14 protein-coding genes are annotated in these 12,748 nt (G+C 46.9%); 10 read left to right on the forward strand and 4 right to left on the reverse strand.

All coding sequences use genetic code 11. The features are described from left to right. Positions 1 to 43: 43 nt before the first annotated feature. Positions 44 to 1,201, reverse strand: a complete 1,158-nt coding sequence (gene ampC / locus OO184_RS02615) for a class C beta-lactamase (RefSeq protein WP_265377860.1) — start codon at positions 1,199 to 1,201, stop codon at positions 44 to 46. 398 nt (positions 1,202 to 1,599) lie between these two features. Here ampC and agaR point away from each other — a divergent pair, with 398 nt between their 5' ends. The 9 genes from agaR to OO184_RS02660 are packed head-to-tail and all read left to right on the forward strand — an operon-like array spanning position 1,600 to position 10,327. Further along, positions 1,600 to 2,373, forward strand: a complete 774-nt coding sequence (gene agaR / locus OO184_RS02620) for a transcriptional repressor AgaR (protein WP_265377861.1) — start codon at positions 1,600 to 1,602, stop codon at positions 2,371 to 2,373. A gap of 35 nt (positions 2,374 to 2,408) precedes the next feature. Further along, a complete protein-coding gene (locus tag OO184_RS02625) occupies positions 2,409 to 3,704 on the forward strand; it encodes a D-tagatose-bisphosphate aldolase, class II, non-catalytic subunit (RefSeq protein WP_265377862.1) in 1,296 nt (431 codons plus the stop codon). After that, positions 3,701 to 4,918, forward strand: a complete 1,218-nt coding sequence (locus tag OO184_RS02630) for an AgaS family sugar isomerase (RefSeq protein WP_265377863.1) — start codon at positions 3,701 to 3,703, stop codon at positions 4,916 to 4,918. Before OO184_RS02625 ends, OO184_RS02630 begins: the two co-directional genes overlap by 4 nt. Beyond that, on the forward strand, positions 4,884 to 5,366 hold the full coding sequence (gene agaV, locus OO184_RS02635; protein ID WP_265377864.1) for a PTS N-acetylgalactosamine transporter subunit IIB: 483 nt from the start codon (positions 4,884 to 4,886) through the stop codon (positions 5,364 to 5,366). The genes OO184_RS02630 and agaV overlap by 35 nt, the downstream gene beginning before the upstream one ends. A 10-nt stretch (positions 5,367 to 5,376) precedes the next feature. Then, positions 5,377 to 6,174 carry a PTS N-acetylgalactosamine transporter subunit IIC gene (agaW, locus tag OO184_RS02640; RefSeq protein ID WP_265377865.1) on the forward strand — a complete coding sequence of 266 codons (798 nt, stop codon included), beginning with the start codon at positions 5,377 to 5,379 and terminating at the stop codon, positions 6,172 to 6,174. After that, complete coding sequence (locus OO184_RS02645) at positions 6,164 to 7,057, forward strand: PTS system mannose/fructose/sorbose family transporter subunit IID (protein WP_132343838.1); 894 nt, start codon at positions 6,164 to 6,166, stop codon at positions 7,055 to 7,057. Before agaW ends, OO184_RS02645 begins: the two co-directional genes overlap by 11 nt. Before the next feature lie 22 nt (positions 7,058 to 7,079). After that, positions 7,080 to 7,514, forward strand: a complete 435-nt coding sequence (gene agaF, locus OO184_RS02650; RefSeq protein WP_088371390.1) for a PTS galactosamine/N-acetylgalactosamine transporter subunit IIA — start codon at positions 7,080 to 7,082, stop codon at positions 7,512 to 7,514. A gap of 9 nt (positions 7,515 to 7,523) precedes the next feature. Beyond that, positions 7,524 to 8,384, forward strand: coding sequence for a tagatose bisphosphate family class II aldolase (locus OO184_RS02655; protein ID WP_046973959.1), 861 nt, complete (start codon positions 7,524 to 7,526; stop codon positions 8,382 to 8,384). Between the two features lie 38 nt (positions 8,385 to 8,422). Beyond that, on the forward strand, positions 8,423 to 10,327 hold the full coding sequence (locus OO184_RS02660) for an enterotoxin (RefSeq protein WP_312023677.1): 1,905 nt from the start codon (positions 8,423 to 8,425) through the stop codon (positions 10,325 to 10,327). 130 nt (positions 10,328 to 10,457) lie between these two features. On the opposite strand, the gene OO184_RS02665 is transcribed toward OO184_RS02660, so the two are convergent. Both OO184_RS02665 and OO184_RS02670 read right to left on the reverse strand, forming a co-directional pair. Further along, positions 10,458 to 10,868, reverse strand: coding sequence for a type II toxin-antitoxin system HicB family antitoxin (locus OO184_RS02665; RefSeq protein WP_265377866.1), 411 nt, complete (start codon positions 10,866 to 10,868; stop codon positions 10,458 to 10,460). Positions 10,869 to 10,888: 20 nt separating this feature from the next. Beyond that, complete coding sequence (locus OO184_RS02670; RefSeq protein ID WP_049583294.1) at positions 10,889 to 11,068, reverse strand: type II toxin-antitoxin system HicA family toxin; 180 nt, start codon at positions 11,066 to 11,068, stop codon at positions 10,889 to 10,891. 238 nt (positions 11,069 to 11,306) lie between these two features. Here OO184_RS02670 and OO184_RS02675 point away from each other — a divergent pair, with 238 nt between their 5' ends. Continuing rightward, positions 11,307 to 11,855: a cysteine hydrolase family protein gene (locus OO184_RS02675; RefSeq protein ID WP_265377867.1), complete on the forward strand. Its 549-nt coding sequence runs from the start codon at positions 11,307 to 11,309 to the stop codon at positions 11,853 to 11,855. A gap of 92 nt (positions 11,856 to 11,947) precedes the next feature. Here OO184_RS02675 and speD read toward each other — a convergent pair whose 3' ends face one another. After that, a complete protein-coding gene (speD, locus tag OO184_RS02680; protein ID WP_049583291.1) occupies positions 11,948 to 12,742 on the reverse strand; it encodes an adenosylmethionine decarboxylase in 795 nt (264 codons plus the stop codon). Between the last annotated feature and the right edge of the window lie 6 nt (positions 12,743 to 12,748).

The raw sequence follows: 12,748 nt of genomic DNA on the forward strand, positions 1-12,748 counted from the left end.
CGTTGTCGCAGCCAACAGACACTGTATTTAACGCAATCAAGCGTTATTTCAGCGCCTTGAGGATTTGCCAGGCCGCTTTGATACGTGCCTCGTTGGGGTAGTTTTTGTTGGCTAGCAGCACAATCCCCATTTGCTCTTGCGGCACAAATGCGACATACGCGCCGAAGCCATTGGTGGAACCGGTTTTATTGATAAAGAGCGCATCCGTTGCCGGCTCTGGCGGCGATAGTTCCGTGGCTTTATTGGCCTGATAAGCGATCTGCGCTGAGTTGCCGCTCAGTACCTGCTCAAGGGTAACGGGCCAGTGATAAAGCTCCCAGCCCAGTCCTTGCGTCATCTCACCCACCCGGTAATAGCCGGTATGGGTTGCCCGAATGGCCTGCGCCAACTTGCTGTCACCTACGCGGGAAGGATCGATATTCGCATCAACGAAGCCGATCAGCTCCTGTGCGCTGGTTTTCAGACCATAGGCTTCCTCATCCAGCACGCCCGGGGTTATGCGAATCGGTTTATTCTCTTTTGAATAACCTAAAGCATAATTTTTCATCTCCTGAGTGGGCACGTTAAACCAAGTATGGTGCAGACCAAGCGGTGAAAGGATCTGGTTTTCCATCAGTATTGAGTAAGGTTTTTCAAGGCGTTGGGCAACGATATAGCCCGCAAGGCCAATGCTGGGATTGGAATACTGGCGGTAGGTTCCGGGTGTGTACTTTGGCTGCCAGTGCTGAAACCAGTTCACCATTTTGCTATTGCTGTCGATCTCATCAGGGAATTGTAACGGCAGGCCGCCCGCGGTATAGGTGGCAATATTCAGCAAGTTTATGTTGTCAAAGGCGCTGCCTGCAAGTGGTTGAAAATGTTGGCTGGCCTTATCGGAGAAGGAAATGGCTCCCGTCACCTGCGCCCAAGAAATCAGGCTGCCGGTAAAGGTTTTGCTGATCGAACCTAATTCAAAGATTGTCTCTTTGGTGACCGGCGTGTTGCTCTCTTTTGACGCGTCCCCGTATTGGTAGAAAAAATGTTGACCGCGGAAAGTCACTGCAATCGCCATTCCTGGAATGTCATATTCCTGCATTAGGGAGTGTATGGTCTTATCAACAGTATTTGTCAGACGGGTCTGATCGGGTGTATTCGAGGCTTGAGCGCCGAGAGAAGCGGCAAGCAGCAGCCCGCCAGTCAGCACTGAAAATCGTTTTGTCATGTGGCGTGTCCTTAATTACAGTGAGATCTTTCGGTTCTGGATATTATCAGGATTTTTACATTTAATCTTAAAGTTGTGATCCTTATCACCTGACGAAATAAAACTTTGTACTTGGTGCTTGAAAAGCAAGCGCTTTCGTTTATTTATATCAATGATTATCCAAAAGTCGGATAAAAACTGATTTTTGAGCAAATAGTCAGTAACCAGAGAATTTGGTATTTCCTTTCGTTTTGTTTCCAATCGAAACCTTTTATGCCGATTTTTGTCTATATAATAGACTGTAATAGCGATCACAATTTCATTTAATTGCTTTTGCTGTAATTAAATCGAAAGAGAGAGAAAGCAATTCATCACAGGTAACGTAGGTTTGTTGCTAAAAATCTGAGGAGTATAGCGGAATGGCTGTGGATACCGTAAAGCGACGTGAACAGATTATCGACTTGCTGTGTCATGAGGGCAGCGTGCGTGTTGAGCATCTGAGCACCCATTTTGGGGTTTCCAGCGTCACTATCCGTAATGACCTGCGTTATCTGGAGCAAAAAGGTTGTGCATTGCGTTCTTATGGCGGCGCCATGTTGAATCAGCAATTCGCCTTTGATCGCCCCTTGCAAGATAAAGGCCGGATAAATCGTGATGTGAAATCGCGCATTGCGGCCAGGGCGGCACAGTTTGTTCAGGATGGAGATGCCCTGATCCTTGATTCCGGTTCGACTACTACGCAAATCGTGCCATTTCTTAAAGAGCGGCGTGATTTGGTGGTCATGACTAATGCGTTGAATATCGCCTATGAACTGGCGGGGTTTGACCGGATGGAGGTGATGGTGCTTGGCGGGAGTGTGCGTCAGAACTCCTACTCGCTCTATGGTCCGGCTGCGGAACAGCAATTGCGTCAATATCGCTTTGACACCCTATTTCTTGGCGTCGATGGTTTTGATCTGGAAGCAGGGATAACCACGCCACACCCCGGAGAAGCCCACCTGAATCGCGTAATGTGTGAGGTGGCGCATGAAATTATCGCTGTGGTGGATGCCAGTAAATTTGGGCGCAGAAGTTTTTGCATGATCCGTCAAGCCGGACAGATTCATCGGCTGATTACTGACAGTCGGATCCCCGATAACTACAGGCGGGCATTAATTGAACTCGGCGTGGATGTGATTATTGCCGACGAATAGCGCTGACAGAGATTCTTGCCCGCATGGGAGACACCATGCAGTCACTATTACAACTTATCCGTCGTCACAAATCAGGTGAAGCAGTGGGGATCTATTCGGTCTGTTCCGCTCATCCTTGGGTATTGGAAAGCGCTTTGCGCTTCGCTAAAGAGCGTAAAACCTCGGTGCTGATTGAAGCAACCTCTAATCAGGTCAATCAGTTTGGCGGTTATACCGGGATGCAACCAGCTCAATTCCGGGATGCAGTTTGGCAACAGGCCGATCGCATCGGTTTACCGCGTGATCGTGTTTGGTTAGGAGGCGATCATCTTGGGCCGAATGCTTGGCAGGATCTTCCCGCTGAACAGGCAATGAAACTAGCTGAAACGTTGATACACGATTATGTGGCGGCGGGGTTTCGTAAGATACATCTCGATTGTTCGATGTCTTGTCTGGATGATCCAACACCGCTTGGCGACAGGGAGGTGGCGGTACGTGCAGCGCGTTTGTGTCAGGTGGCGGAACGTTGCTGGCAGCAGGTGGGGGGAGAACCACCGGTTTATGTGATCGGTACCGAAGTGCCGGTACCGGGCGGAGCTAAAGAAGCATTGGCTGGAATGCAAGTCACGACGCCTCAGGCAGCGGCTACAACGTTGAGTGTACATCAACAAGCCTGGCAATTGGCTGGATTGGAGCCGATATGGCCGCGGGTGATTGCATTGGTGGTGCAACCGGGTGTGGAGTTCGATCACCATCATATCGAACATTATCAACCTGAACGTGCAGCGGCACTGAGTCAATATATTGAATCTCAACCCTATTTAGTCTACGAAGCCCATTCCACTGATTATCAAACAGCGCAAGCTTACCGTGAATTGGTGCGTGATCACTTTGCCATTCTGAAAGTCGGTCCGGCTTTGACTTTTGCCCTACGTGAGGCGCTGTTCGCACTCGATAAAATCGATGGTGAATGGAATGGGGAACCGGACGCGGCTCATCTGTGCGCCACGTTAGAACAGGTCATGCTTGAGCAGCCGGAGCACTGGAACCGTTATTATCATGGTACACCGCATCAACAGTTTATTGATCGTCAATACAGTTTGAGTGATCGCGTTCGTTACTACTGGCCGCATCCGCAAGTACAACAGGCAGTGAATACCTTGATGGATAACCTGCGTTGTCGCCCGGTTTCCCTTTCACTACTGAGTCAGTACCTGCCTGAACAGGCGCAGGCGGTTAATGCCGGAAGGTTGGATAATGACCCACACGCTTGGGTGCTCGATAAAATTCGTTCTGTGCTTTTGAGCTATGCGCAGGCTTGTGAGCCTGAGGTACAAGGAGTTTTAGCATGAATGAGCTGTTTTCCTATACCGAAGTCTGGTTGCGTGAGCATCATGCGTTGCATACTGCCAGAGAGATTCATCAACAGCCTGAGCTTTGGCGTCAGTTATATCAAAATCTGCAACGTGAGGAAGCGTCGTGGCGACCCTTTTTGCAGCCTTTGTTATCGGCTCCCGAGTTACAGATAGTGCTATGTGGCGCAGGTTCCTCCGCATTTATCGGGCGCACGCTGGCGCCTTGGTTGCGTGAGCAGTGCGGACTGAATGTGGTTGCGTACAGCACGACAGATATTGTGCCTTCTCCTTTGCAATATCTCGATCCGACACGTTCAACCTTGCTGATTTCTTATGGGCGATCGGGCAATAGCCCGGAGAGCTTGGCGGCGGTAAAACTGGCGGATCAGCTCCTGCCACGCTGTTATCACTTGATGCTGACCTGTAATCCCGGTGGCGCATTGGCGCGTTATGCCGAAGGGCGCGCTCATGTCTGTTCGTTGAATATGCCACAGGGTTCTCATGACCAGAGTTTTGCTATGACGTCCAGTTTCAGTTGTATGACGTTAGCAACGGTGTTGCTGCTAGGGCCGTTGACGTTGGAACAGCATGGGGCGTCGTTGATGGAGATGATTGCGTTGTGTGAGCGGGAAAGGGGACATTGGCAGACACAGATTAAGCGGCTGGCCGGCAGTGGTTTTAAACGCATGATGTGTCTGGGTTCCAGTTGTTTTACTGGAATAGCAGAGGAGGGGGCGCTCAAGATGTTGGAGTTGACCGCCGGGCATGTCGCTACCCGTTACGATTCGTCAATGGGAGTGCGTCATGGGCCGAAGTTTATGATTGAACGGGATACGCTGGTGGTCATGATGCTCTCTGCTGATCAGTATCGTCGTCGTTATGATCTCGATCTATGGCATGAACTGAATCATGACGGATTGGCGTGTCAAATTGTTGCACTGAGCGGCACTCAGGGGAAAGGGTTCACGGTGGTTAACAGTGAACAAGACGATATCTGGCTGTTATTCCCCTATTTGATATTTTTGCAGATGTTAGCGTTTGAAACCTCGCTGGCACTGGGCATAACGCCAGACAATCCATGTCCGACAGGGGAAGTCAATCGTGTGGTGAAGGGGGTAGAAATTTATCCCTATCATCCACCGTATTCACAAAGAATAAAATGTAGCAGGAGTGATTATGTCGATACCGAATATTTTAATGACCCGAATTGATAACCGGTTGGTGCATGGTCAAGTCGGTGTGACCTGGACCAATTCCCTGGGGGCCAATTTGGTATTGGTGGCTAACGATCACGTTGCCGGTGATTTGATGCAGCAAAATCTGATGGATATGGTGGTTTCTGATGGGGTTCAGACGCGTTATTTCACCCTGCAAAAAACCATTGATGTGATTCATAAAGCGGCTGAGCGCCAGAAAATTTTCATTGTCTGTAAAACGCCGCAGGATGTACTGACGTTAGTAAAAGGCGGGGTACCGATCCGCTTCGTTAACGTGGGTAATATGCATTTTGCTGAGGGAAAGCGTCAAATCCATAAGACGGTTTCGGTTGATGACAGTGACGTGGTGGTGTTTCGTGAATTGGAGCGACTGGGCGTCACTTGTGAAATACGGAGAGTGCCTGACGAAGCGGGAGAACCTATCACTAAGTTACTGGCTTGAGGGGTGAGTTATGCTGATTGATGCGATATTGATTGGGTTACTGGCTGGATTGGCCGGAGTGGATCTGTTCGATGGCTTGACTCATTTTCATCGTCCAGTCGTGATTGGGCCGTTGGTTGGGCTGATTTTAGGGGATGTACAGACGGGTTTGTTGGTCGGAGGGTCACTGGAGCTGGTCTGGATGGGCATGGTGCCGCTGGCAGGCGCTCAGCCGCCAAATGTGGTGATTGGTGGTGTGATTGGTACGGCATTCGCTATTTTGACTCATGCTGATCCTAAAGTCGCGATTGGCATAGCGGTGCCATTTTCCATTGCGGTGCAAGGCTGCATCACCCTGCTGTTTACGGTGTTCTCACCCATGATGCATAAATGCGATCAGATGGTGAAAGCGTTGAACTGGCGCGGTGTAGAGCGTGTGAATTATCTGGGTATCACCATTCTGTTTTGTTTCTACTTTGTCGTGGCATTTCTACCGATCTATTTCGGTGCCGGTGCTGCCAGCGTCATGGTACAGAAGGCGCCGCAATGGTTGTTGGATGGTCTGGCGGTTGCGGGGGGCATGATGCCGGCGATCGGTTTTTCTATGCTAATGAAGATCATGATGAAAAAGACTTATATCGCTTATTTCATTTTGGGTTTCATTTCAGTCACATTCCTTAATATGCCGATTATTGCTGTAGCGCTTGGCGCTTTTGCGATTGCATTGATCGATTTCTTTAACCGTTCCCGTATGGAAGAGGCCGCTGAACGCAGCGTATCTACTACTCAATCTCACACTCAATCTCAGGAGATGGAAGATGGCATTTAACGACACCGATGCGGCTATGGCAGCTAAAGCTGAGAACAGGATGGCGCAGGCGCTGGCAACCAGTCAGGTTGAGCAGGATGACTATCAGGACACGATACCGAGCGAGGATCTGACCAAAGGCGATTTGAACCGTATGGCGTGGCGCTCTTTGCTGCTACAGGCATCATTTAACTATGAGCGTATGCAGGCGGGGGGCTGGTTGTACACCTTGATCCCCGGTCTGCGTAAGATCCACAAAAACCCACAAGATCTGGCAAATTCGATGAAGATGCATATGGAGTTTATCAATGTGCATCCGTTTGATGTCACCTTCCTGTCTGGATTGGTGCTGGCAATGGAGCGGAATAAAGAGAAAATTTCCACTATTCGCGCGGTGAAAGTGGCGCTAATGGGGCCGCTAGGTGGGATTGGCGATGCATTATTCTGGTTGACTTTGCTACCCATCTGCGCAGGTATCGGGGCCTCTCTGGCGCTACAGGGCAGTCTGTTCGGTCCCATCATATTCCTGTTGTTGTTCAATATCGTACATTTCGGCTTGCGTTTTGGTCTGGCGCATTATGGCTATCGTGCAGGAACCAGTGCGTTGGCATTGTTGAAAAAACATACCAAGAAGATCTCCCATGCCGCTTCGATAGTCGGAATGACGGTAATCGGGGCGTTAGTGGCTTCCTATGTCCATCTCTCGACGCCGGTGGTGATAAACGCCGGTAAGGCCAGTGTGGCGTTGCAGAAGGATGTGTTGGATAAACTAATGCCGAATTTATTGCCGTTGTGTTTCACCCTGTTGGTGTTCTGGTTGATGAAAAAAGGATTTTCCCCGGTCAAATTAATTGGTTTGACCGTCGTGATCGGGATTGTAGGAAAGTTTGTTGGTTTTCTTTAATAAACGGCGCTGAGGAGAGGGAATGTTAGGTATTGTAATCACCGGTCATGGGCATTTCGCCAGTGGGTTGTTGCAGGCAGTGGAACAAGTCGTCGGACGACAACCTCAGTGCTGCGCTGTCGATTTTCCTGAGGGAATCAGTACGCAACAATTATTGGTGTTGCTGGAGGCGGCTTGCGCCGCCTGTGATAGTGGCGAGGGGGTCATTATTCTCAGTGACTTACTGGGTGGGTCACCGTTCCGGCAGGCGGCGCAACTGGCAATAGCTAATCCATGTTATGAAGTTATCACCGGGACTAATATGCAATTGGCAGTAGAGATGATGCTGGATCGTGAAGATATAACCTTGGAAACATTTCGTGATATGGCGCTGGAATGTGGACGGCGAGGATTAACCAGCCTGTGGCATGAACAACAGAAACGCAGGTATGACAGCCCGAATCTGGATGGCATTTAAGGAGCTTATATGTACCTGATTTCTAGTCGTCAAATGTTGAAAAAGGCTTTGCGTGAAGGCTATGCGGTTCCTGCTTTTAACGTCCATAATCTGGAAACTGTCCAAGTGGTAGCGGAAACTGCTGCACGTCTGGCATCACCGGTTATTCTGGCAGGTACGCCAAGTACTTTCAGTTATGCGGGGACTGACTACTTGGTGTCAATCTGTCAGGATGCCGCTCGCCGTCACAATTTGCCGCTGGCGTTGCATCTCGATCATCATGAGGAGCTGGAGGATATCAGTCATAAAGTGACCGCAGGTGTGCGTTCGGTAATGATTGATGGCTCGCATTTACCCTTTGAAGAGAATATTCGTAAGGTAGCTGAGGTGGTACGATTTTGCCATCGTTACGATGTTAGCGTTGAGGCGGAATTGGGGCGGCTAGGCGGGCAGGAAGATGATTTGCAGGTTTCCAGCGCCGATAGTTTTTTTACCGATCCGCTGGCAGCAAAAGCCTTTGTTGCTCGTACCGGTATTGATTCTCTGGCGGTAGCGATTGGTTCCGCGCATGGTTTGTATCATGGTGAACCGCATCTGGATTTTGATCGATTGGCGGCAATCTGTGAACAGGTGGATATTCCGTTGGTGCTGCATGGGGCATCGGGTATTCCTGAAGTGATGATCCAGCAAGCGATTGGTCTTGGCGTATGTAAAGTCAATGTGGCGACCGATTTGAAAATTGCTTTTGCTGATGCGGTAAAACGCTATTTCATTCAGCATCCAGATGCGAATGATCCACGTAAATATATCGCGCCGGGAAAACAGGCTATGCAGGCAGTAGTAGAAGAAAAGATCCGGATTTGTGGCAGTGCAGGCAAGCTGTATTCGTGAAGGTTCTGTTTTTTCATTCTGACTATAAGGAAACTGCTGTGAAAATAAGAACGTTAAATAAAATCACGTTGAGTTTATTAGCGAGTTCCGTGTTGTATGGTGCTCCAGTTTGGGCAGATAGCTGGCTGTTGGACAGTAACAACTACCATGTAACTGTTAGCGACGAACACGGTAAAGTGACGCAATTAAAATTTGAAAATCCAAAAAACCACGATCAAATCATTACTGACAATCTGTTTGAAATCACGTTGAAATCAGGAGAGAAACTCACGGCTAAAGATTTTCAGATTACTGGTATCAGCAAAAAGCACAATCGTATTGTTGTCTCCATGAAACATGGCGACATTCAAGTAAAAAATATAATTACTGTGGAGGGTAAAGATAAGTACGGCTCGTTTGAAATCACCATTACACCGCAGAAAAATGCGTTGGAGCTTAGCTCTGTCTCGTTGATACCCTTTCACACTAAAACCGCTTTTGTACACGGGTCTATCGTCAGTTCACCGATTATCAGCGATAGCTTCTTTATTGTTCCCGGTAATCCATTGATTACCACTGAGGCTTATAAAGGGAACTCTTCGCAAAAAATTGCACTCTCTATCCCGTTAGAGCCGGGAAAAACGCTAAGTTATAAGACGTATATTGGTGTTTATCAAAAAGGGCAATTGCGGCGCAACGTCAATGAGTTTTTGAACAATGCTCGTCCGCGTGAATATAGTCCTTACCTACATTACAACTCTTGGTACGATATTGGTTTCTTCACTCCTTATACTGAACAAGAGTCGTTGACCCGTATCAATCAGTTTGGACAGGAGTTGGTGACTAAGCGCGGTGTGAAGTTGGGTGGCTATCTGTTTGATGATGGTTGGGATAACCTTAAAGGAGATTGGGGTTTTAGTCAGGCATTTCCCCATGAATTCAAAAATCTTAAACAGGCGGCAGATCAATATCGTGCTCGTTTAGGTATTTGGCTTTCTCCTTGGGGCGGTTATGGTAAACCTGGTGAGCAACGTGTTTCCCATGCGGAGGAGTTTGGCTATGAAGTGATAGATGGCCGATTTGCGCTTTCAGGCCCTAATTACTACGCCAATTTCCATAAACGGGTACTCAACCTGATTCAACAACAAAATGTATCCATGTTTAAGCTGGATGGCACCGGCAATGCTGATCGGGTGATTAAAGGGAGTTCATTCACCAGTGATTTTGATGCCGCTATCCATCTTATTGAAGATATGCGCAGCACAGGAAATGAACTGTTTATCAACTTGACCACAGGCACTAAAGCCACGCCTTCCTGGCTATTTTTCGCCGATTCTATTTGGCGTGGCGGCTATGATGTGGAGTTTTACGGTACAGGTTCCAAAGTGCAGCAGTGGCTTACCTATCGTGATGCGGAAACTTATCGTAATGTCGTAACAAAGGGGCCGTTGTTCCCACTGAATTCGTTGATGCTGCATGGCATTGTTTATGCTAAACAGGCTAAGCATCTGGATAAACAGTCACCTAAAGATTTTGCTGATCAGGTTTGGAGCTATTTTGGCAGCGGCACGCAGTTACAGGAGATGTATATTACGCCTGAATTGTTGACCACCGAGGATTGGGATACGCTGGCAAACGCGGCGAAATGGTCAGAGGAAAATAAAGATGTGCTGTTTGATACCCATTGGATTGGTAAAGATCCCACCGATCTGGCGGTGTACGGTTGGGGAGCATGGAGTCCGAAAAAGTCGATTATTACTTTGCGCAATCCATCTGATGAAGTGAAACAATATTATCTGGATCTGCAAAGCGATCTTGAATTACCGAATAATCAACCTTCGGTATATGACGTTAATATCGATTATGGCGAGAATAGCTCGGTGCCGAAGTTTATTAATAAAACAGCGCTGATTACCCTCCAGCCGTTGGAGACATTGACCTTTTCTTTGACCCCATCGAAATAATCACAGTGTTATTAAGTGGCCCTGGATAAACTATTTTATTCAGGGCCGTGATTATTTGTGGAAACTATTATGGCGGTGTTTTATTAGAATAAAGTCAGCATATTGTCAATAATTTGATACTTCAGATGTATTAGATTTTGGCTTTACCAATAACTTTTTCTGCTGCTATATGTGATAAAAAACCTGAACGACTCCCGTATTCTGGATGGCTTGCGACGAATTGATCGATACGGCGGATCAGCAATGATGGAAGAGTGACGTTGATTTTTTCTGACTTCCCCAATAATCGGGTAATATCTACATCAACTAATGCCCATATTGCCCCCATATATTCAGGGTTTGTCAGGTAGTTTTCCACGCTGGTCGCTTCTGGTACTACTTCGTTATCATCAACCAGCAATTCGATATGCGCTTCAATTGCTTCACGGGTGCTTTCTATCGCGTCTGTAAAATTATCTCCGCCAGAAAAGCAACCTGGGATATCTGGGACACGGACGCCAAAGGATGAATTACCTTTGTCAATGGCAACTGGATATAACATTTACACCTCCAAGAAGTGGGCTAAAGCCCCGCCTGTTTTTGGATACTTTTTAATGTTGGTAAAGGTATGTCCTTTTGTGGGTGTTTTACCGTTACCAGTCCTTTCTTGGTCGGATGTTTGAACTGATGATGACTGCCTTTAACCCTCACCAGATACCATCCGTCAGCTTCTATCATTGCTATCGCGTTTCTGCTATCCATCCTCCAGCTCTCTTGTTTTGTCTTTGTGGAGTTATAATAACCCTGTAATGTCATGTGTCAAGATAATAGGGGTTATTGGCGTTATTATTAGTTGCTAGAGCAGCTAAAAAGTCGGCCATCCCAGTTTCATGAGCTAATATTAATCATAAGAAAATCTTGTCAGAATTGTCTGTAACTTAGTGGTGGAAGTCAGTCACTGCAATTGTTTTTGTACAAACAAATTTAAAGGACAAAACTAATGAAAGCGTTGATCGTAATTGACATGCTGAACGATTTTGTCACAGGGGCACTTGCTAATGAGGCGGATGCGATGAAGATCGTGCCGGTAATCAAGCGGTTGATTGATCATGCCCGGCGTCAACCTGATTGGCTGGTGGTTTATGCTAATGATGCTCATCGAGCTGATGATCGAGAAATAAGTATTTGGGGTAAACATGCAATGGCCGGAACATCAGGCGCTAATGTCATTGAGGCACTGGCTCCTATTGGAGCAGAACGTGAAATTGTTTTGCCCAAGCGATTTTATGGGGCTTTCGATGGAACCGATCTGGAAGAGGTTTTGCAAGTATATGGTGTGACGGAAGTTGTGTTAACCGGCCAACATACTCATTGTTGTGTCAGACATACGGCTTATGGCGCATTTATACGCGGTTATCAAATCAAAGTTTTGTCAGATGCTGTGTGTGTTTTTCCCGGCGTTGATCAAGAGGACGCCCTTAATTATCTTAAAACCATTTATGGCGCTGAGATTACAACGAGTAATGCTTTCGGCGGATTAACCTATTAATATAGTTAATGAATCAGGTTGCTGAGAATAGGTAGGCTAAAACTAATCCGGCAGATGCCAGTGAATATTGGCATCTGCCAGCTAAATATTAACTAAACAGCGGGTAAATTACGTCCATAATAGATTTCTTGTATCTCTTTTTTCAAAAGATGGGTAATTTCCTGCTTTTCAGTTTCACTAAGTTGTTCTGGTGTGGCATTAAATAGGTAATCATTCAGGTCAAATCTTTTTAGCATCATTTTTGTATGAAATAGATTTTCCTGATAAATATTAACATCCATCATGTAATACTGAGATTGCACTTCTTCAGTCATATAGTTCTGGATAGAGCTAATTTTATGATCGATATAGTGTTTCACGCCATTTACGTCTCTGGTGAAACCGCGGACACGATAATCCATCGTGACAATATCTGATTCTAATTCGTGGATCAGATAGTTCAGTGCTTTGAGAGGTGAAATAACACCGCAGGTTGATACTTCAATATCAGCTCTGAAAGTGCATATACCGCCGCCCGGATGGCTTTCTGGATAAGTGTGAACGCAGATATGGCTTTTATCCAAATGACCAACGACGGAATCGGGTAATGGACCTGGATTTTCAGTATTGTCTACATCCTTTGGGTCCATCGGCTCTTCGCTGACGAGTATGGTAACGCTTGCCCCTTGCGGCTCATAGTCCTGACGGGCGATATTCAAAATATTTGCACCAATGATCGAACACGTTTCGCTAAGAATTTCCGTTAAACGGTTAGCGTTATATTGTTCGTCAATATAAGCGATATAACTATCCCGATCAGCTCGGCTTTTTGCATAACAGATATCGTAAATACAAAAACTCAGGCTTTTTGTCAGGTTATTAAAGCCGTGCAATTTCAGCTTGTGCAATTTATT

This window comes from Photorhabdus aballayi (assembly GCF_026153155.1).
Classification (GTDB): domain Bacteria; phylum Pseudomonadota; class Gammaproteobacteria; order Enterobacterales; family Enterobacteriaceae; genus Photorhabdus; species Photorhabdus luminescens.